Annotated in this window: 23 protein-coding genes; 20 read left to right on the forward strand and 3 right to left on the reverse strand. The window is 68.4% G+C overall.

What is annotated here, in order from left to right:
- The first annotated feature begins 134 nt into the window (after positions 1-134).
- Together D6850_RS08970 and D6850_RS08975 are read left to right on the forward strand one after the other, a co-directional pair.
- Positions 135-800, forward strand: a complete 666-nt coding sequence (locus tag D6850_RS08970; protein WP_121165996.1) for an HAD-IA family hydrolase — start codon at positions 135-137, stop codon at positions 798-800.
- The gene (locus D6850_RS08975; RefSeq protein ID WP_121165998.1) at positions 797-1996 is read left to right on the forward strand and encodes a DegT/DnrJ/EryC1/StrS family aminotransferase; all 1200 of its coding nucleotides are present in this window, start codon (positions 797-799) and stop codon (positions 1994-1996) included. The genes D6850_RS08970 and D6850_RS08975 overlap by 4 nt, the downstream gene beginning before the upstream one ends.
- Positions 1997-1999: 3 nt before the next feature.
- Here D6850_RS08975 and D6850_RS08980 read toward each other — a convergent pair whose 3' ends face one another.
- Both D6850_RS08980 and D6850_RS08985 read right to left on the reverse strand, forming a co-directional pair.
- Positions 2000-2473 (reverse strand): CreA family protein, encoded by a 474-nt coding sequence (locus D6850_RS08980; RefSeq protein ID WP_121166000.1) that lies wholly within the window; start codon positions 2471-2473, stop codon positions 2000-2002.
- Positions 2473-2943, reverse strand: coding sequence for a pyridoxamine 5'-phosphate oxidase family protein (locus tag D6850_RS08985; protein ID WP_166434028.1), 471 nt, complete (start codon positions 2941-2943; stop codon positions 2473-2475). Before D6850_RS08985 ends, D6850_RS08980 begins: the two co-directional genes overlap by 1 nt.
- A 163-nt stretch (positions 2944-3106) precedes the next feature.
- Between D6850_RS08985 and D6850_RS08990 the strand changes: the two genes are divergently transcribed.
- The 10 genes from D6850_RS08990 (at position 3107) to D6850_RS09035 (ending at position 13509) form a co-directional block, all read left to right on the forward strand.
- Complete coding sequence (locus D6850_RS08990) at positions 3107-4270, forward strand: isovaleryl-CoA dehydrogenase (protein ID WP_121166002.1); 1164 nt, start codon at positions 3107-3109, stop codon at positions 4268-4270.
- A 74-nt stretch (positions 4271-4344) separates the two neighbouring features.
- On the forward strand, positions 4345-5889 hold the full coding sequence (locus D6850_RS08995; RefSeq protein WP_121166004.1) for an AMP-binding protein: 1545 nt from the start codon (positions 4345-4347) through the stop codon (positions 5887-5889).
- Positions 5886-6359 (forward strand): lysozyme inhibitor LprI family protein, encoded by a 474-nt coding sequence (locus D6850_RS09000; RefSeq protein ID WP_121166006.1) that lies wholly within the window; start codon positions 5886-5888, stop codon positions 6357-6359. The genes D6850_RS08995 and D6850_RS09000 overlap by 4 nt, the downstream gene beginning before the upstream one ends.
- A gap of 1 nt (position 6360) precedes the next feature.
- Positions 6361-7965, forward strand: a complete 1605-nt coding sequence (locus D6850_RS09005) for a carboxyl transferase domain-containing protein (protein ID WP_121166008.1) — start codon at positions 6361-6363, stop codon at positions 7963-7965.
- A gap of 5 nt (positions 7966-7970) precedes the next feature.
- A complete protein-coding gene (locus D6850_RS09010; protein WP_147438882.1) occupies positions 7971-8540 on the forward strand; it encodes a thermonuclease family protein in 570 nt (189 codons plus the stop codon).
- A 55-nt stretch (positions 8541-8595) separates the two neighbouring features.
- A complete protein-coding gene (locus tag D6850_RS09015; protein WP_121166012.1) occupies positions 8596-9120 on the forward strand; it encodes an O-acetyl-ADP-ribose deacetylase in 525 nt (174 codons plus the stop codon).
- A 1-nt stretch (position 9121) separates the two neighbouring features.
- Positions 9122-11059 carry an ATP-binding protein gene (locus tag D6850_RS09020; RefSeq protein ID WP_121166014.1) on the forward strand — a complete coding sequence of 646 codons (1938 nt, stop codon included), beginning with the start codon at positions 9122-9124 and terminating at the stop codon, positions 11057-11059.
- A gap of 90 nt (positions 11060-11149) precedes the next feature.
- Positions 11150-11818: a glutathione S-transferase family protein gene (locus D6850_RS09025; RefSeq protein ID WP_121166016.1), complete on the forward strand. Its 669-nt coding sequence runs from the start codon at positions 11150-11152 to the stop codon at positions 11816-11818.
- A 48-nt stretch (positions 11819-11866) separates the two neighbouring features.
- Complete coding sequence (locus D6850_RS09030) at positions 11867-12721, forward strand: hydroxymethylglutaryl-CoA lyase (protein ID WP_121166018.1); 855 nt, start codon at positions 11867-11869, stop codon at positions 12719-12721.
- 2 nt (positions 12722-12723) lie between these two features.
- Complete coding sequence (locus tag D6850_RS09035) at positions 12724-13509, forward strand: crotonase/enoyl-CoA hydratase family protein (RefSeq protein ID WP_121166020.1); 786 nt, start codon at positions 12724-12726, stop codon at positions 13507-13509.
- Positions 13510-13521: 12 nt separating this feature from the next.
- Here the strand turns inward: D6850_RS09035 and D6850_RS09040 are convergent, their stop codons facing one another.
- Positions 13522-14040, reverse strand: a complete 519-nt coding sequence (locus D6850_RS09040) for a VPLPA-CTERM sorting domain-containing protein (protein WP_121166022.1) — start codon at positions 14038-14040, stop codon at positions 13522-13524.
- 300 nt (positions 14041-14340) lie between these two features.
- On the opposite strand from D6850_RS09040, the gene D6850_RS09045 reads away from it, so the two are divergent.
- Genes D6850_RS09045 through D6850_RS09070 form a run of 8 tightly spaced genes read left to right on the forward strand, consistent with a single transcriptional unit; the run spans position 14341 to position 18618 of the window.
- Complete coding sequence (locus D6850_RS09045; RefSeq protein WP_121166024.1) at positions 14341-14706, forward strand: NADH-quinone oxidoreductase subunit A; 366 nt, start codon at positions 14341-14343, stop codon at positions 14704-14706.
- Positions 14697-15323 (forward strand): NuoB/complex I 20 kDa subunit family protein, encoded by a 627-nt coding sequence (locus tag D6850_RS09050; RefSeq protein ID WP_121166026.1) that lies wholly within the window; start codon positions 14697-14699, stop codon positions 15321-15323. Before D6850_RS09045 ends, D6850_RS09050 begins: the two co-directional genes overlap by 10 nt.
- 36 nt (positions 15324-15359) lie before the next feature.
- A complete protein-coding gene (locus D6850_RS09055; RefSeq protein ID WP_121166028.1) occupies positions 15360-15968 on the forward strand; it encodes an NADH-quinone oxidoreductase subunit C in 609 nt (202 codons plus the stop codon).
- Complete coding sequence (locus D6850_RS09060) at positions 15969-16406, forward strand: GFA family protein (RefSeq protein WP_121166030.1); 438 nt, start codon at positions 15969-15971, stop codon at positions 16404-16406.
- Between the two features lie 19 nt (positions 16407-16425).
- The gene (locus tag D6850_RS19830; protein ID WP_281272575.1) at positions 16426-16554 is read left to right on the forward strand and encodes a hypothetical protein; all 129 of its coding nucleotides are present in this window, start codon (positions 16426-16428) and stop codon (positions 16552-16554) included.
- On the forward strand, positions 16554-17774 hold the full coding sequence (locus tag D6850_RS09065) for an NADH-quinone oxidoreductase subunit D (RefSeq protein ID WP_121166883.1): 1221 nt from the start codon (positions 16554-16556) through the stop codon (positions 17772-17774). The genes D6850_RS19830 and D6850_RS09065 overlap by 1 nt, the downstream gene beginning before the upstream one ends.
- Positions 17771-17902: a hypothetical protein gene (locus D6850_RS19835; RefSeq protein ID WP_281272576.1), complete on the forward strand. Its 132-nt coding sequence runs from the start codon at positions 17771-17773 to the stop codon at positions 17900-17902. Before D6850_RS09065 ends, D6850_RS19835 begins: the two co-directional genes overlap by 4 nt.
- A gap of 35 nt (positions 17903-17937) precedes the next feature.
- Positions 17938-18618: a hypothetical protein gene (locus tag D6850_RS09070; protein ID WP_121166032.1), complete on the forward strand. Its 681-nt coding sequence runs from the start codon at positions 17938-17940 to the stop codon at positions 18616-18618.
- Positions 18619-18705: the final 87 nt, after the last annotated feature.

Genomic DNA, 18705 nt, shown 5'->3' on the forward strand with positions numbered 1-18705 from the left:
TTTGCCTTCAATTCGCGCCCGTTTTATCTGCTGGGGGGAGTTGTGCAAGGCGCGGGCTCATCAATCCGTGTTGCCGAATGTGTCAGCCTTGCGCGGAAAGGCGCCCGGAACGGGGCAGGAAGGGAGGCCGGACCATGCGGACGGTTGTTTTCGATCTCGACGGGACGTTGGCGGACACCAGCGGCGATCTCATCGCCGCGGCGAACGCCTGCTTTCGCCAGATGGGCGTGGGCGATCAGCTTGACGTGGCGCAGGACGCGGGCACCGCGCTGCGCGGCGGGCGCGCGATGCTGAGCCTTGGGCTCACCCGGCTGGGCCGGGACGCGGATGCGATGGTGCTCGACCATTATTACCCGGTGTTGCTCGAAGCCTACGAGCAGGCCATCGACACGCACACGGTGTTCTACCCGCAGGCGATGGAGACGGTCGCGGCGCTGAGCGACGCGGGCTACCGGGTCGCCATCTGCACCAACAAGCCCGAGCGGCTGGCGCGGCTCCTGATGGAGCGGCTGGGCGCGCTCGACGCTTTCGCCGCGCTGATCGGCGCGGACACGCTGCCCGTGCGCAAGCCCGACCCCGAACCGCTGCGAGAGGCGGTGCGCCGCGCGGGCGGCGATCCGGCGCGCGCGCTCCTGGTGGGGGACACGATCACCGACCGCGACACGTCGCGCGCGGCGGGGATGCCGTCGGTGCTGGTGCGCTTTGGTCCGGACGGCGACGATGTGGCGGCGTTCGAGCCCGAGGCGATGATCGCCCATTACGACGAGCTTCCCGGCGTCGTGCGGGGGTTGATCGGATGAGCGATATCTTCACCGGCAGCTTCACCCAGCAGGAGCCGATCCCCGAAGAGGGCGTCAAAGCCGCGCTCAAAGTCATGCGCTCGGGGCGGCTGCACCGCTACAACCTCGCCCCCGATGAGCCGGGCGAGACATCCCTGCTCGAGCGTGAATTCGCCGCCTGGACGGGGGCGAAATACGCGCTGGCGGTGGCGTCGGGGGGCTATGCGCTGGCCACGGCGCTGCGCGCGGTGGGGGTCGAGCCGGGTGAGCCGGTGCTGACCAACGCCTTCACGCTTGCCCCCGTGCCGGGGGCCATCGCAAGCGTCGGCGCGACGCCGGTATTCGTCGGCGTGACCGAGGCGCTGACCATCGACCTCGACGAGCTCGAGGCCAAGGCGGGGCAGGCGCGGGTGCTGCTGCTGAGCCACATGCGCGGGCATATCGCGGACATGGACCGGCTCTTGCAGATCTGCCGGGCGGCGGGCGTCACCGTGATCGAGGATTGCGCGCACACGATGGGGGCGACATGGCGCGGGCGGCTTTCGGGGCGCGACGGGCTGATCGGCTGCTATTCGACGCAGACCTACAAGCACATGAATTCGGGCGAGGGCGGGTTTCTCATCACCGACGACGATGAGGTGATGGCCCGCGCCACGATCCTGTCGGGCTCCTACATGCTTTATGGCCGCAACGGCACGCGGCCGCCCGAGCAGGCGTTCGAGCGGGTGAAATACGTCACTCCGAACGTCTCGGGGCGGATGGACCATTTACGCGCCGCGATCCTGCGCCCGCAACTGGCCCGGATTGACGCGCAATGCGCGGCGTGGAACGCGCGCTACGCGGTGGTCGAGGAGGGCTTGCGCGGCGCGCCGGGGCTGACAATCGTGGAACGGCCCGAAGCGGAGCGGTTCGTCGGCTCCTCCATCCAGTTTCTGCTTCTGGACTGGAGCGACGCGGCGATCAATGACGTCCTGGCGCGCTGCGCGAAGCGCGGGGTCGAGCTCAAGTGGTTCGGCGGGGCGGAGCCGGTGGGCTTTACCAGCCGCTATGATTCGTGGCGCTATGCCCCCGCTGCGCCGATGCCGGCGACCGACCGCGTCCTGCGCGGCATCCTGGATATGCGTCTGCCGTTGACCTTCACCCTTGAGGATTGCGCGTTGATCGCGCGCATCATCCGCGCCGAGGTCGGCGCGGTCTGGCAGGCGGGGCAGGGGTAGCGCCTATTTCCCCTCGCCCGCCGGAAGGGGCACCGGAACGGTCGAGATCGACACCTTGGCCGAACCTTCGGTCAGTTCCCGCGCGTGCGAAACGTAGATCAGCGTGCGGTTCGCCTCGTCGTAGATGCGCTTCACCCGCAGCGTCTTGAGAATGATCGAGCGGCTGGCGCGGAACACGTCCTCGCCATCCTCCGAGCGGTCGATATCACCCAAGCTGATCGGGCCGGTCTGCTGGCATTCGATGGCGCTGTTCGAGGGATCCTCGAACCAGTTGCCCTTGGCCAGCCGGTCGATCAGCCCGCGCTCGAAATAGGCGAGGTGGCAGGTGACGCCGCTGACCTTGGGATCGCGCACCGCTTCGATGACGATGTCGTTGCCAGCCCAGTCGACGCCGATTTCGCCGACCTGTTCGGCGGGCGCGGGCCGGGGCGCCAGCAAAAGCGCCGCCGCCCCGAGCGTTGCAACCAGCCCCCGCATCAGAACCGCAGATGCCCGTGCGCGCCCACGTCGGGCCTCTCGTTCGCGACCGAGGCGCGGGTCATCTCGAACAGCGTCTTCGCCGCGCCGTCGGTGGTCCAGACCTCGGCCTGCGACGGGGTGAACCGGACGAGGCAGACATCCCGGTCCTCGCGCCCCTCGTCGAACCAGGCGGCGGCCAGCGGCGACCAGATGTCGTCGAGAACCGGCTTGCTGTGCTCGACGCTGAGCGTGCCGTCGATGGCGGCGTAGAGATGCCCGTGCCCGCAGGCGATGATGTGCTGGGCGCGCGCGCCCTCGGCGGCGGCGTCGGCGATGTCGGTGCCGTTCGCGGTGATGAACCACAGCGCCTGGTCGCCGTCGCGGGTCTGATGGGCCATTGGCCGCGGCGGCGCGCCGCTCGCCGAGAGCATGCCGGCGGTGACTTTCCCGGCGCGTTTCCAGAATTCGGTGGCAAGATCGTCGGACATCGGGTTTCCTTCCGGTTGATGTGTCCCTTGGGGTCGGGGCGGGAACGTCCGCCGGTGCGCGCGGGTTCCGCGTCTGGCGCGCGATCGCGGGGATTGACCGGGCTGCGGGCCGCGCGCTATAAATGAACGAGCGTTCAATAAATCTACGCCGGGGGGGAGACCGATGTTCAACGCCGCCATGCAGTTCGATCTGGGCGAGGACGTGAACGCGCTGCGCCACATGGTCCACCGCTGGGCGCAGGAGCGGGTAAGGCCGATGGCCGCGCAGATCGACCGCGACAATATCTTCCCGTCCGAGCTCTGGCGCGAGATGGGCGAGCTGGGCCTGCTCGGCATCACCGTGCCCGAGGAATACGGCGGCGCGGGCATGACCTACCTCGCCCATGTGATCGCAACCGAGGAAATCGCGCGCGCCAGCGCGTCGGTCTCGCTCAGCTATGGCGCGCATTCCAACCTCTGCGTGAACCAGATCCGCCTGAACGGCAGCGCGGCGCAGAAGGAGAAATACCTGCCCGGCCTCGTCAGCGGCGCGCATGTCGGCGCGCTCGCCATGTCCGAGGCGGGGGCGGGCAGCGACGTGGTGTCGATGAAGCTGCGCGCCGAGAAGCGCAACGATCACTACCGCCTGAGCGGCGCCAAGTACTGGATCACCAACGGCCCGGACGCCGATACGCTGGTGGTCTACGCCAAGACCGATCCCGACGCGAGGGCGAAGGGCATCACCGCCTTCCTGGTCGAGAAGGACATGACCGGTTTTTCCACCAGCCCGCACTTCAACAAGCTCGGGATGCGCGGGTCCAACACCGCCGAATTGATCTTCGACGGGGTCGAGGTGCCGTTCGACAACGTGCTGGGAGAGGAGGGGCGCGGCGTGCGCGTGCTGATGTCCGGGCTCGACTATGAGCGCGTCGTGCTCGCGGGCATCGGGCTCGGGATCATGGCCGCTTGCCTTGACGAGGTCATGCCCTACCTGTCCGAGCGCCGCCAGTTCGGCCAGCCGATCGGGAATTTCCAGCTCATGCAGGGCAAGATCGCGGATATGTACACCGCCATGAACTCGGCCCGCGCCTATGTTTACGAGGTCGCCCGCGCCTGTGATCGCGGCGACGTCACCCGCCAGGACGCCGCCGCCTGCTGTCTTTACGCCTCCGAGCAGGCGATGGTGCAGGCGCATCAGGCGGTGCAGGCGCTGGGCGGGGCGGGTTTCCTCGACGACGCGCCTGTCGCGCGGCTTTTCCGCGACGCCAAGCTGATGGAGATCGGTGCGGGAACCTCCGAGATCCGCCGCATGCTGATCGGGCGCGAACTGATGGGGGCGATGGGGTGATGCGTCTGGCGGCGCGTGTGGTTCTTCCAGAAGGGACCGACCCGCGTGATTGACGGGGTGTGAGGAGACGGAAGATGCTCGACCCGAACCTGACATACGAAGCCCTCCGCGACGGTTTCGAATGGAACCTGCCCGGGCGGCTCAACATGGCGCGGCAGGTGCTCGACCATCCCGACGACGCGCTCGCGATCATCGATCTGACCGGCGCGCGCGAGGATGTGAGTTTCGGCGCGCTGCGCGCGCTCTCGGTCGGGATCGCGCAGGCGCTTCTGGCGCGTGGCGTGACGCGCGGGGACCGCGTCGGCGTGTTGCGCAGCCAGGGCAAGTGGTGCGCGGCGGCGCATATCGCGATCTGGAAAATAGGCGCGATTTCAATCCCCTTGTTCAAGCTCTTCATGCAGGACGCGCTGACCTCGCGGGTGATGGACGCCGGCGCGCGCATCGTCGTCACCGACGCCGAAGGGATCGGCATGCTGGCCGCGCTTGACGGCGTGACGGCATTGGTTCCGGAGGATGAAACCCTCGATACGACGCCGGTCGAGATCGCCGATACCGGACCCGAGGATCCGGCGGTGCTGATCTACACCAGCGGCACCACCGGCAGCCCCAAGGGCGCGCTGCACGCGCATCGCGTTCTGACCGGCCACATGCCCGGCGTCGAGATGAGCCATGATTTTCTCGGGCGCGAGGGCGATTGCCTCTGGACCCCGGCGGACTGGGCCTGGATCGGCGGGCTGTTCGACGTTCTGATGCCGGGCCTTGCGCTGGGCGTGCCGGTGGTGGCCGCGCGCATGGCCAAGTTCAACGTGGACGAATGCATCAGGATCACGCAGGAAGCGTCTGTTCGCAATATCTTTTTCCCGCCCACCGCGCTCAGGATGCTGAAGGCGGCGGATGCGCGAATCCCCGGCTTGCGAAGCGTCGCGAGCGGGGGTGAATCGCTCGGCGCGGAGATGCTCGACTGGGGGCGCGCGGCGCTCGGCCTCACCATCAATGAATTCTATGGCCAGACCGAATGCAACATGGTGGCGAGTTCGGCGTCCTCGCTGTTCGATCCCGCGCCGGGCTGCATCGGAAAGCCGGTTCCGGGCCACGAGATCGCCGTGCTGGAGGGCGATGCGCCCACCGACGGCGAGGGCGACGTGGCGATCCGGCGCGGCTCGGCGGCGATGATGCTGGGCTACTGGAACCGGCCCGAGGCCACCGCCGCGAAATTCCGCGGCGACTGGATGCTGACCGGCGACCGGGGCGTCTGGCAGGGCGATTACCTGCGCTTCATCGGGCGCGAGGACGATGTCATCACCTCGGGCGGCTACCGCATCGGACCCGGCGAGATCGAGGATTGCCTGCTGCGCCACGATTGCGTGAGCACCTGCGCCGTGGTGGGCAAGCCCGACGCGCTGCGCACCGAGATCGTGAAGGCCTATGTCGTGCTCAAACCCCATGCCGGGGCGACCCCCGACCTCGCGACGGAGTTGCAGGAGTTTGTCAAAGAGCGCCTTGCAAGATATTCATACCCAAGGGAAATCGCGTTTCTCGACACCTTGCCGATGACGGTGACAGGCAAGGTGATCCGCCGGGAATTGAAGGCGCGCGCCGCACAGGAGGCAGAAACATGAGACTTGCAAGCGGGCTGGCCGGCCTGGCGATGATGGCGGGCGCGGCGGTGGCGCAGGACGCGCCGCCGATCGACACGGTCGCGGTGCGCGCCTGCATGGCGCAGACGCCCCTGGGCGTGGTGCAGCCGGACTGCATTGGCCGCGCGTCGAACGCATGCCAGGCGCGTCCAGGCGGAGACACCACCATCGGCATCACCGAATGCATCATGGCCGAAACGCAGGTCTGGGACGCCATGCTCAACGAGGAATACAAGGCCGTGCGCCGCATGTTCCGGTCCGAGGGCGGCGAGGGGCTGACCGTTGCGCTGCGCGACGCCCAGCGGGCCTGGATCGCCTTTCGCGACGCCGAATGCGGGCTCGCCTATTCGCGGTGGGCCGGCGGGTCGATCCGCACCATCGTTGCGGCGAACTGCCAGCTTGGGATGACGGCGCAGCGCACGCTGGAACTGCGCGACATGAGGGCGAACTGAGATGCGCCTGACATCGAACCACGTCGCCGGGTCCGACGCGGCCCGCGCCAACCGCGCCGCCCATCTCGAGGCGCTTGCGCAGGTGCGCGCCGCGGCCGAGGCGGCGGCGGCGGGCGGCGGCGAAGGCCCGCGCGAGCGCCACGTCGCCCGCGGCAAGATGCTGCCGCGCGACCGGGTGGCGGGGCTGCTCGATCCGGGCTCGCCTTTCCTCGAGATCGGCGCGACGGCGGCGCATGGCCTCTATGACGGGGCGGCCCCCGGCGCGGGGCTCATCGCGGGGGTGGGCCGCATAGAGGGGCGACAATGCATGGTGGTCTGCAATGACGCCACGGTGAAGGGCGGCACCTATTACCCGATGACCGTCAAGAAACACCTGCGCGCGCAGGAGATCGCCGAGGAATGCCATCTGCCCTGCGTTTACCTGGTGGATTCGGGCGGCGCCAACCTGCCCAACCAGGACGACGTGTTCCCCGACCGGGATCATTTCGGCCGCATTTTCTACAACCAGGCCCGGATGAGCGCGAAAGGCATCGCGCAGATCGCGGTGGTGATGGGATCCTGCACCGCCGGCGGCGCCTATGTGCCCGCCATGTCGGACGTGGCGATCATCGTGCGCGAGCAGGGGACCATCTTTCTCGCCGGCCCGCCCTTGGTCAAGGCCGCCACCGGCGAGGAGGTGAGCGCAGAGGATCTGGGCGGCGGCGACGTGCACACGCGGCTGTCGGGCGTGGCCGACTACCTCGCGGAGGACGACGCGCACGCGCTGGCGCTGGCGCGCCGCGCGGTGGGTCACCTCGGGGCCGCGCCCGGCGCGACGCCCGGCCTCGAGACGCCCGAGCCGCCCGCCTATGACCCTGATGAAATCCTCGGCGTCGTGCCCGCCGACCTGCGCACGCCCTACGACATCCGCGAGGTGATCGCGCGACTGGTCGACGGCAGCCGCTTTGACGAGTTCAAGGCGCGTTTTGGCGAAACGCTGGTCTGCGGTTTCGCGCATCTCGAGGGGCATCCCATCGGGATCGTCGCCAATAACGGCGTGTTGTTTTCCGAATCCGCGCAGAAGGGCGCGCATTTCGTCGAACTGTGCAGCCAGCGCAAGGTGCCGCTGGTGTTCCTGCAGAACATCACCGGCTTCATGGTGGGCCGTAAATACGAATCCGAAGGCATCGCGCGCCACGGCGCCAAGATGGTGACGGCGGTGGCGACGACCGCCGTGCCCAAGGTCACGATGATTGTCGGCGGCAGTTTCGGTGCGGGAAATTACGGCATGGCCGGAAGGGCTTATCAACCGCGCTTCATGTGGACCTGGCCCAATTCGCGGATCTCGGTCATGGGCGGCGCACAGGCGGCCGGGGTGCTCGCCACCGTGCGGCGCGACGCGATCGAGCGCAAGGGCGGCGAATGGTCGCCCGAGGAGGAGGAAGCGTTCAAGAAGCCCACCTTGGAGATGTTCGAACGCCAGAGCCACCCGCTCTACGCCTCCGCGCGGCTCTGGGACGACGGGGTGATCGACCCGCGCAAGTCGCGCGAGGTGCTGGCGCTGTCCCTGCGCGCGGCGCTCAACGCGCCCATAGGGGAGACGCGGTTCGGCGTCTTCCGGATGTGATCGGGATGCGGCGGAACAACGTCATACGGTTCCGGCGCGGCGCGCGGAGGCATCCGCGCTGGGATCTCGGCACGCCGCCGGATCAGCGCAACCCGTCGCGCCTGCGCCGGCTGAGACATGCCGATCCGACGATCTACCTCAAGGGGGTGATCGGTCTTGGTGTTGTGGGGCTGATCATCCTGCCGCTTGGAGCGGATGCGCTCAACGCGATTGCCGGGGCTAGGCCGGCGTCAGGCGATTGCCGCGTCCTGAGCGTGACCGACGGCGACACGGTGCGTATGTATTGCCCGGGTCACGGGATCGAGAGCGCGCGGCTCATGGGGTTCGACACGCCCGAGAAGTTCAGCCCGCGCTGCGCCTCCGAATGGACGCGCGCCGTCAAGGCGACATGGGCCTTGCGGCGGATGCTCTGGCAGGCGGACGGGGTCAGCCTTGTTCGCAGCGGGACCGACCGCTATGGGCGCGCTCTCGTCACCATGACGCTGGACGGCGCGCCGGTCGCGCGGCGGATGATCGAGGCGGGTCTTTCCCGCCCCTATGCCGGCGGGGTGCGGCAGGGCTGGTGCGACGCATGACGCTGGGCGGTTTCATTGAGTATTTGCGGAACGATACAAGGACGGGAGTGGCCGGATGAAGACGGAAATCGAGGTCATCGTCGCCGACATCACGACGCTGGAGGTCGACGCCATCGTCAACGCCGCCAACAAGCAGTTGAAGGGCGGCGGCGGGGTCGACGGGGCGATTCACCGTGCCGCGGGGCCGGGGCTGTTGGAGGAAAGCAAGCGCCTCAACGGGTGCGAGACGGGCGACGCCAAGGTCACCGGCGGGCACGACCTGCCGGCGTCATGGGTCATCCACGCCGTCGGCCCGGTCTGGGGCGGCGACAAGGACGAAAAGGACCGGCTGCTGGCGTCCTGCTACCGCGTGGCGGTGGAAAAGGCCGAGGGGCTGAATTGCGAAAGCCTCGCCTTTCCGGCGATTTCGACCGGCGTCTACGGTTTCCCGCCCGACCGCGCCGCGCGGGTCGCCGTGGGCGCGCTGCGCGAGGCGCTCAAAGGGTGCGACAGCCTGCGCCGCGTGATCCTCTGTTGCTATTCCGAGGAAAGCGCGGCGCACCATCGCGCGGCGCTGGACGACACCGGAAGCGGGGGCTGACATGTTCGACACGATCCTGATCGCCAACCGGGGCGAGATCGCGGCCCGCGTGATCGACACGGCGCGCAAGATGGGGGTGCGCTGCGTCGCGGTGCATTCCGATGTCGATGCGGATGCGCGGCACGTGGCGATGGCCGACGAGGCGCTGCATATCGGCGGCGCGGCGCCCGCCGACAGCTACCTGCGCGGCGACGCGATCATCGCGGCGGCGCAGGCCACCGGCGCGCAGGCGATCCATCCCGGCTACGGCTTCCTGAGCGAGAACCCCGATTTCGTCGAGGCGGTGGAGGCCGCCGGCCTCACCTTCATCGGGCCGTCCGCAAAGGCGATCCGCGCGATGGGGCTGAAGGACGCGGCCAAGGCGCTGATGGAGGAGGCCGGCGTGCCGGTGGTGCCCGGTTATCACGGCGCGGAGCAGGCCACCGACCACCTCGCCGCGCAGGCGGAAAAGATCGGCTACCCGGTGCTGATCAAGGCGGTCGCGGGGGGCGGCGGCAAGGGTATGCGGCTGGTCGAGCGCGCGGGCGATTTCGCCGACGCGCTCGAAAGCGCGCGCAGCGAGGCGGCGAAGGCCTTCGGCAACGACGCGGTGTTGATCGAGAAGTTCATCGAGCATCCCCGACACATCGAGGTGCAGGTCTTCGGCGACGGCGCAAACGCGGTGCACCTGTTCGAGCGTGACTGCTCGCTCCAGCGCCGCCACCAGAAGGTGATCGAGGAGGCCCCGGCGCCCGGCATGACCGACGAGGTGCGCGCGGCGATGGGCGCGGCGGCCGTGCGCGCGGCCGAGGCGATCGGATACTCCGGCGCGGGCACGGTGGAGTTCATCGTCGATGGGTCGGGCGGGCTGCGGGCGGACGGGTTCTGGTTCATGGAGATGAACACGCGCCTTCAGGTCGAACACCCCGTGACCGAGGCGATCACCGGCGTCGACCTCGTCGAGTGGCAGTTACGCGTGGCGTCGGGCGAGGCACTGCCCGCGCGGCAGGAGGACCTCGCCATCACCGGCCACGCCTTCGAGGCGCGGCTTTACGCCGAGGATGTGCCCAAGGGCTTCCTGCCCGCGACCGGGACGCTGACGCATCTGCGCTTTCCGCCGGGCGCGCGGGCCGATACCGGCGTGCGCGCGGGCGACGAGATCAGCCCGTTCTACGATCCGATGATCGCCAAGCTGGTGACGCATGGCCCGACGCGCGACGTGGCGCTGCGCAGGCTCGCCACCGCGCTGTCGCAGACGCAGGTTGCGGGGACGGTGACGAACCTCGCCTTCCTCGGCGCGCTGGCGCGGCACGAGGGGTTCGCGGCGGGCGAGGTGGATACCGGGCTCATCGCGCGCGACCTCGACGCGCTGGTGGTCACGCCCGCGCCGGGCGCGCGGGAAACCGCGCTGGCCGGACTGGCGGCGCTCGGGCTGCTCGGGGCGGAGGGTCGCGACATCGGCTTCGCCCTCTGGGCGCGGTCCGCGCGGACGTTGATCCTGCGCCGCGACGAGGAGGATATCACGCTGCGGGTGCGGGTGCTTTCGGCGGATGCCAGCGACGTGACGGTGGACGAAACCACGGTGGAGGCGCGCCGCGTCGGCGGGCGCTGGCGGCTTGACGACCATGTCGCGCCCGAGGTGGCCGTGACCGGCGACACGGTCACGGTCTTCGCGCAATACGGTATCGAATTCGGGATCGTCGATCCGTTGATACGGGCCGCCGCCGCAGGCGCCGACAGCGCGGTGATCGAGGCGCCGATGCCGGGACTGGTCAAGGCGATGCATGCCGAGGCCGGACAGGCGGTGAGTGCGGGCGACCGGCTCGCCGTGCTGGAAGCGATGAAGATGGAGCACAGCCTGCTCGCCCCGCGCGACGGGATCGTGGCCGAGGTGCTGGCGCAGGCGGGCGCGCAGGTCGCCGCCGGCGCCGCCTTGATCCGGCTCGAAGAAGAAGACTGACGCGACGGGCGGCTTGCGCAGAGGCGCCGCGCGGCGCAGGTTCGGGCGCGGCCCGCCGCAGGCGCCGCAGGACTGCCAAGGAGAGAAGACATGATCACCCTGCACCACGTTCCGCAAAGCCGTTCCATGCGGGTGTTGTGGCTGCTGAACGAGCTGGACGCGGAGTTCCGCGTGGTCGAGCATCCCTTCGACCGCTCGCTGCGCAGCCCCGAGTTCCTGACCCTGTCGCCCGCGGGCCGGGTGCCCGCGCTCGAGATCGAGGGCGAGCGGATGTTCGAAAGCGGCGCGATGGTCGAGTATCTCTGCGAACGGTTCCCCGAACGCGGCCTCGGGCGCGCCCCGGGCGACATGGATCGGATGGCGTGGCTCGTCTGGGTGCATTTCGCCGAAACGGTGAGCCAGCATTCCGCGACGCTGACGCAACAGCACATCATGCTCTACGAGGATTCGATGCGCAGCCCGCTCATCATGCGGCTCGAGGCGAAGCGGCTAGAGAAATGCTACGCCGCGATCGAGGCGCGGCTGAGCACGCCGGTGGAAAACCGCGACTACCTGCTGACCGCGGGGTATTCGGCGGCCGATATCTGCGTCGGGCAGGCGGTCTACATGGCCCGGCATTTCGCGAAGCTCGACGATTTTCCGGAGACCGCGAAATGGTTCGCGCGTCTCACCGAACGGCAGAGCTTCCAGGACGCGCTGCCGCAGCCGGGAGGGATGCGCCTCTATGAACAGGATTTCTATCCGGCGTGGGCGGATTGAGGCGGCGATGGATTTGCGTATTCTTGGAACATTGAAAGACCGGGGCGGATGAGCGAGCGCGCCGAGATATTCGAGGTCGGGCCGCGCGACGGGTTGCAGAACGAGGCGCGCGCGATTCCCGTGGCCGACAAGATCGCGCTGATCGACTGCCTGTCGCGCGCCGGGTTCCGCCGCATCGAGGTCGCGAGCTTCGTCAGCCCCAGATGGGTGCCGCAGATGGCCAGTTCCGCCGAGGTGCTGGCCGGGATCACGCGCGCGCCCGGCGTGTCCTACGCCGCGCTCACGCCGAACATGCGCGGGCTTGAGGACGCGCTGGCGGCGAGGGCGGACGAGGTGGCGATCTTCGGCTCCGCCTCCGAGGGGTTCAGCCGCGCCAACATCAACGCCAGCATCGAGGAAAGCCTCGCCCGTTTCGCCCCCGTGGCGAGCGCGGCGCGCGCGGCCGGGCTGCCGGTGCGCGGCTACGTCTCCTGCGTGACCGATTGCCCCTATGACGGGCCGGTGGCGCCGGAGCAGGCAGCGCGGGTGGCGGGCGCGTTGCGCGATCTCGGCTGCTACGAGATCAGCCTTGGCGACACGCTGGGGCAGGGCGCGCCGGAACGGGTCGGCGCGATGCTCGACGCGGTGCTCGAGGTCGTGCCGGCAGATCGGCTCGCGGGGCATTTCCACGACACCGCCGGGCGGGCGCTCGAGAATATCGAGGTTTCGCTCGGGCGCGGGCTGCGGGTGTTCGACGCTGCCGTGGGGGGCCTGGGCGGCTGTCCCTACGCGCCCGGCGCCGCCGGGAACGTGGCCACGGGCGCGGTGGCCGAGCGGCTGGCGGCGCTCGGCTTCGAGACCGGGCTCGACCGGGAGGTGATCGCCGAAGCCGCGCGGATGGCGCGCGCCATGCGGGAGGGATGAGCATGTACGAGACATTGGAGATCGAAACGGATGCGCGCGGCGTGGCGACGCTCTGGCTGAGCCGGGAGGAGAAGCACAACGCGCTGTCGGCGCGGATGATCGAGGAGTTGACCGCGGCGGCGGTGCGCCTTGGCGGCGACGACGCGGTGCGCGTCGTGGTGCTGGCCGCGCGCGGGCGGACCTTCTGCGCGGGCGGCGACCTTGGCTGGATGCGCGAGCAGTTCGAGGCCGATCCGGACGTGAGGGCGCGCGAGGCGGCCAAGCTTGCGCATATGTTGCAGGCGCTCAACACGCTGCCGAAACCGCTCATCGGGCGGCTGCACGGCAACGCCTTCGGCGGCGGCGTCGGCATGGCGAGCGTCTGCGACGCGGCGATCGGGGCCGAGGGCGTCAAGATGGCGCTGACCGAAACCCGGCTGGGCCTGATCCCCGCCACCATCGGCCCCTACGTCGCGGCCCGCATGGGCGAGGCGAACGCGCGGCGGGTCTTCATGTCGGGCCGGCGGTTCGACGCGGCCGAGGCGGTGACGCTCGGCCTTCTGGCGCGCGCCGTGCCGGCGGACGCGCTCGACGCGGCGGTCGAGGAAGAGGTCGCGCCCTACCTGGCCTGCGCGCCCGAAGCGGTGGCGCGGGCCAAGGCGCTGCTGCGCAGCCTCGGCCCGCGCATCGACGCGGCCGTGATCGGGCATACGGTGGAGGAACTGGCGAAATGCTGGGAGGGCGGCGAGGCCCATGAGGGCATCGCCGCCTTCTTCGAGAAGCGCAAGCCGGGATGGGCGCAGCGGTAGCCGCGCCGCGCCTCAGCCCATCCTGCGGCGCAGGACCAGGCCGCCCAGGGCCGCGATCAGGAGCCATCCGGTGGCCGGAAGCGGAATCGGCGCGAGGTCGGCCTTGAAATTGGCGAAGAATTCGTTGTCGACCGTGTTGTTCAGTTCGGTGATGACGAAGCGGTCGAATTTCTGACCGGGTGCTAGTGCCAGGCCGAAATTGAAGATCGCGTCATCCGTCGGGTTGAAGGAGGTCGATGCGATGCTCGCAGCGCCGTTGAAGAGCTCCAGCGTGAACGTGCTGTCCGTGCAGGAGCCCCAGTTGCAGCCCTCGAGCGTCTGCGTCGTGGTCGGCTCATAGACGTCGAAGGACAGCGACGTCATGTATCCGCCCGAGGCCAGCACGCCCGAGAAATTCTCGACCCCGCTGATGGCGATGCCTTCGCCGCCGAATATCGTGCCGGTGAACTGGGCGTGATTGCCGGGAAAGCTCGAGCCGGAGGCCGCGGTCACGTCGAAACCGCCGGCATCGGTCACGGTCGCCTCGAACACGGATGCCGCATGAACCGCGGCCGGCGCGCAGGCTAGGCCAAGCGTGAAAAGGATGGATCTGAACTATGTGCTTCTCCCTTATCGATCTTGATTATCGCATGAGGTTAACACAGACGCGGCGAATCTCAAAAATCCCCCCTGCGCCGCAGGGCGTCGGCGCCCCGCGCGCCCTGCGGCGCGTCGTCCCGATTCTGGCGGCGACCCGTTGACCCCGTCCGGGGGCAGGGGTAGACACGATGGCAGTCAACTTTGCCACTTGACCGCGCGTGGCCCTGTCCACGTGCAGAAAAGGAGCCGCTCTTGGAAGAGATGTTGAGGGAATACCTCCCGATTCTCGTGTTTCTGGCCATCGCCATCGGGCTTGGCCTCGTTTTGATCCTCGCCGCGGTGGTGCTTGCCGTGCGCGCGCCGGATCCCGAAAAGGTCAGCGCCTATGAATGCGGATTCAACGCGTTCGACGACGCGCGGATGAAGTTCGACGTGCGGTTCTACCTCGTGTCGATCCTGTTCATCATCTTCGACCTGGAAATCGCCATGCTGTTTCCATGGGCGGTCGCGTTCCAGGACGTGTCCATGGTCGCCTTCTGGTCGATGATGTTCTTCCTCGCCGTGCTGACGGCCGGGTTCGCCTATGAGTGGAAGAAGGGAGCGCTGGAATGGGAGTGAAGCAGAGCGAAGAGACCGGCGATTTCGTGACCGACACGCAAGGCGAGGGCGTGCAGTCGCCCCGCGTCAAGAGCGGCCCCTCGGCGGGCGCGCCGGTCGAGGCGTACGCGGAAGGGTACAGCACCGACGTCGCGACGCAGGAGCTGAACAAGCACCTGACCGACAAGGGATTTCTCCTGACCTCGGTCGAGGATCTGATCAACTGGGCGCGCACCGGCAGCCTGCACTGGATGACCTTCGGGCTGGCCTGCTGCGCGATCGAGCAGATGCAGGTCGCGATGCCGCGCTACGATGTGGAGCGGTTCGGTTTCGCCCCGCGCGCCTCGCCGCGCCAGTCCGACGTGATGATCGTGGCCGGCACGCTGACCAACAAGATGGCGCCGGCGCTGCGCAAGGTCTACGACCAGATGCCCGAGCCGCGCTACGTGATCTCGATGGGTTCCTGCGCCAATGGCGGCGGATATTACCATTACAGCTACTCGGTGGTGCGCGGCTGCGACCGGATCGTGCCGGTCGACATCTACGTGCCGGGCTGCCCGCCGACCGCCGAGGCGCTGCTTTACGGCATTCTTCAGTTGCAACGCAGGATTCGCCGCACCGGCACGATCACCCGCTGAGGCGGGCCGCGGCAGGACGGCAAGGGGGATAACGCGATGAGTGACGCGCTACGGGAACTGGGCACGCATATCGAGACCAAGCGCGCCGACTGCGTGCTGGGCTGGGAAGTGGCCTTTGACGAACTGACGCTTGACGCGCCGCTCAGCAACATCGTGACGCTGGTGGAGTTCCTCAAGACCGATCCGACCTGCCGGTTCTCGACGCTGGTGGACATCACCGCGGTCGACTACCCCGAGCGGGCCAGGCGGTTCGACGTGGTCTATCATTTCCTGAGCATGTACCAGAACCAGCGCATCCGCCTGCGCGTCGCCGTGCGCGAGGAGGACATGATCCCCTCGATCACGTCCGTCCACCCCTCGGCCAACTGGTTCGAGCGCGAGGTCTTCGACATGTTCGGGCTGCTGTTTTCCGGCCACCCCGACCTGCGCCGCATCCTGACCGATTACGGCTTCCGCGGGCATCCGATGCGCAAGGATTTCCCGACCACGGGTTATACCGAAGTTCGCTACGACGAAGAGGAAAAGCGCGTGGTCTACGAACCGGTGAGCCTCGTGCAGGAATACCGGCTTTTCGATTTCATGAGCCCCTGGGAGGGCGCGGAATACATCCTTCCGGGCGACGAGAAGAAGAAGGAGGGCGCCTGAATGGCCGAGGGCGATACCCTGCGCGGCTCCTGCCTCTGCGGCGCCTGCGGCTTTAGCGCCCAGCCCCTCAACCGCGAGGCCGGAGTGTGCCATTGCGGCATGTGCCGCAAATGGTCGGGCGGGATGTTCTTCGTCGCGGAATGCGGCTCCTCGGTGGTCTTCGACGAGAGCGCGCCGGTCAAGCGCTACGTCTCGAGCGACTGGGGCGAACGGCTGTTCTGCGGCGTCTGCGGCTCCACCCTGGTGTGGCAGATGCGCGACGGCGGGATGCAGATGGTTTCGACCCAGACGTTCGACGACCCGGACCAGTTCACCCTCACGACCGAGGTGTTCTACGACGAGAAGCCCGCGGGTTATGCGCTGGCCAACGAGACGAAGAAGATAACCGGGGCCGAACTCATGGCGATGTTCGCCCCGCCGCCGGGTGCGGGGGAATGAGTATGTCGAAGGAGAACGGATGATGATCTGCGCGACAGGGTTTGCCGGGCTGGCCGCCGCTGCGGTGCTTCTCGCGGCGTCGATGCCCGTTCTCACGAATAATCAAGGCGTCGCCCGTAGCGCCGCCCCGCAAGGAGATCGCAAATGATGGACGGCTCCAAAGGTTTCGAAGACGCCCTGACGGGCGAGCAGAAGATTCGCAATTTCAACCTGAACTTCGGCCCGCAACACCCTGCGGCGCACGGGGTTCTTCGGCTGGTGCTCGAGCTCGACGGCGAGATCGTGGAGCGGTGCGATCCGCATATCGGCCTGCTTCACCGCGGCACCGAGAAGCTGATGGAAAGCCGCACCTACCTGCAGAACCTGCCCTATTTCGACCGGCTCGACTACGTGGCGCCGATGAACCAGGAGCACGCCTGGTGTCTCGCGATCGAGAAGCTGACCGGCGTGGTGGTGCCGCGCCGCGCGCAGCTCATCCGGGTGCTGTTCTGCGAGATCGGGCGCATCCTCAACCACCTGCTGAACGTCACCACGCAGGCGATGGACGTCGGCGCGCTGACCCCGCCGCTCTGGGGGTTCGAGGAGCGCGAGAAGCTCATGGTCTTCTACGAACGCGCCTGCGGGGCGCGGCTTCACGCCGCGTATTTCCGCCCCGGCGGCGTGCATCAGGACCTGCCCGACGAACTGCTCGACGATATCGAGGAATGGGGCAAGGGCTTTCCGCAGGTTCTCGATGACATCGAGATCCTGCTGACCGAGAACCGCGTCTTCAAGCAGCGCAACGCCGATATCGGCGTGGTGACCGAACAGGAGGCGCTCGACTGGGGCTTCTCCGGCGTGATGGTGCGCGGCTCGGGCATGGCGTGGGACCTGCGCCGCGCGCAGCCCTATGAATGCTACGACGAATTCGATTTCCAGATCCCGGTCGGCAAGAACGGCGACTGCTTTGACCGCTACCTCGTGCGGATGGAGGAGATGCGCCAGTCCCTGCGCATCATCTACCAGGCGATCGACAAGCTGCGCGCGCCCGAGGGCAAGGGCGACGTTCTCGCGCGGGGCAAGATCACGCCGCCATCGCGCACCGACATGAAGACCTCGATGGAGGCGCTGATCCATCACTTCAAGCTTTATACCGAGGGCTTTCACGTCCCCGAGGGCGAAGTCTACGCCGCCGTCGAGGCGCCCAAGGGAGAGTTCGGCGTCTATCTCGTCTCGGACGGCACGAACCGGCCCTACCGCGCCAAGATCCGCGCGCCGGGCTTTCCGCACCTGCAGGCGATGGACCATGTCGCGGGCGGGCATCAGCTGGCCGACGTGGCGGCGATCATCGGCACGCTGGACATCGTGTTCGGAGAGATCGACCGATGATCAACACGATCGGATTATCGGGGATCGCCTTGCCGGTTGACATGTTCGGAAGCGGCGGTTCCCTGCTGCCGGCCGTGCTGTTTGCCGCGCTCGCCGCGCGTTCCGTATCCATGGGGGCGGGGCATTGAGGGGCCTGGCCGCATCTTTCCCGCTTGCCGCCATCTTGGCGCTCATGCTGGCGGTCCCTGCCCAGGCGGTCGATTCCGCGCGGCTGGATGCGTTTCTTGAGGTGGCGCGCGCGCAGGGCTGCGTCATCCACGATCTCGACGCGACGCTGCGCGAGGAGGGGTTCGCGGACAGGGCCGAGGTGAACGCCATCGTCGGCAAGCTCGAGGCGCAGCGCAAGGCCAGCCGCCTTGGCCCCGCGCTGCTGGTGCGCAGCGACGCCTGCCGCCGCGGCGACGGCCCGACAGGGCGCGAGCGTCTGCTGGCCGTGCTGGGGCAGGCTGAGGACTGCGCCCAGCCGCTCGACCGCCTCTATCACAAGGTCGAGGCCCACGGGCTGACCCGCGCGCAGGCCGACCTGCTGCGTGCGGAGATGGAAGGCCGGGGCGAACTGGTCGCGGGCGACGATGGCGCGACGTTGCGGCTCGCGGCGGCGCAATGCGCCGATGCGCGCCAACTGGCCGCGTCGATCACGCCGCACCCCGAGCAGGCGTTTCTCGCCTTCATCGCCTCGCATGGCTGCCGCATGGGCCGGCGGGATCATGACGGCGCCGTCGCCGAGGCCGGGCTCGATCCCGCGGCCACCGATATCGTCATCGAGAAACTGGTGAGCCAGGGGCAGGCGATCTACTATGGCCCCGACGAGTCCCTGATCGTGTTCGAGGAGCACTGCAAATGACCCGTCCGGCGCCGCATGGCCCGCCGCGCGGGCGCGTGAAATCATACAAGGCGCGGGCGAACCGCTTCGCGCCCGCCGACCACACAG

It is taken from the genome of Roseovarius spongiae, assembly GCF_003651245.1.
In the GTDB taxonomy this organism is placed as follows: Bacteria; Pseudomonadota; Alphaproteobacteria; order Rhodobacterales; family Rhodobacteraceae; genus Roseovarius; species Roseovarius spongiae.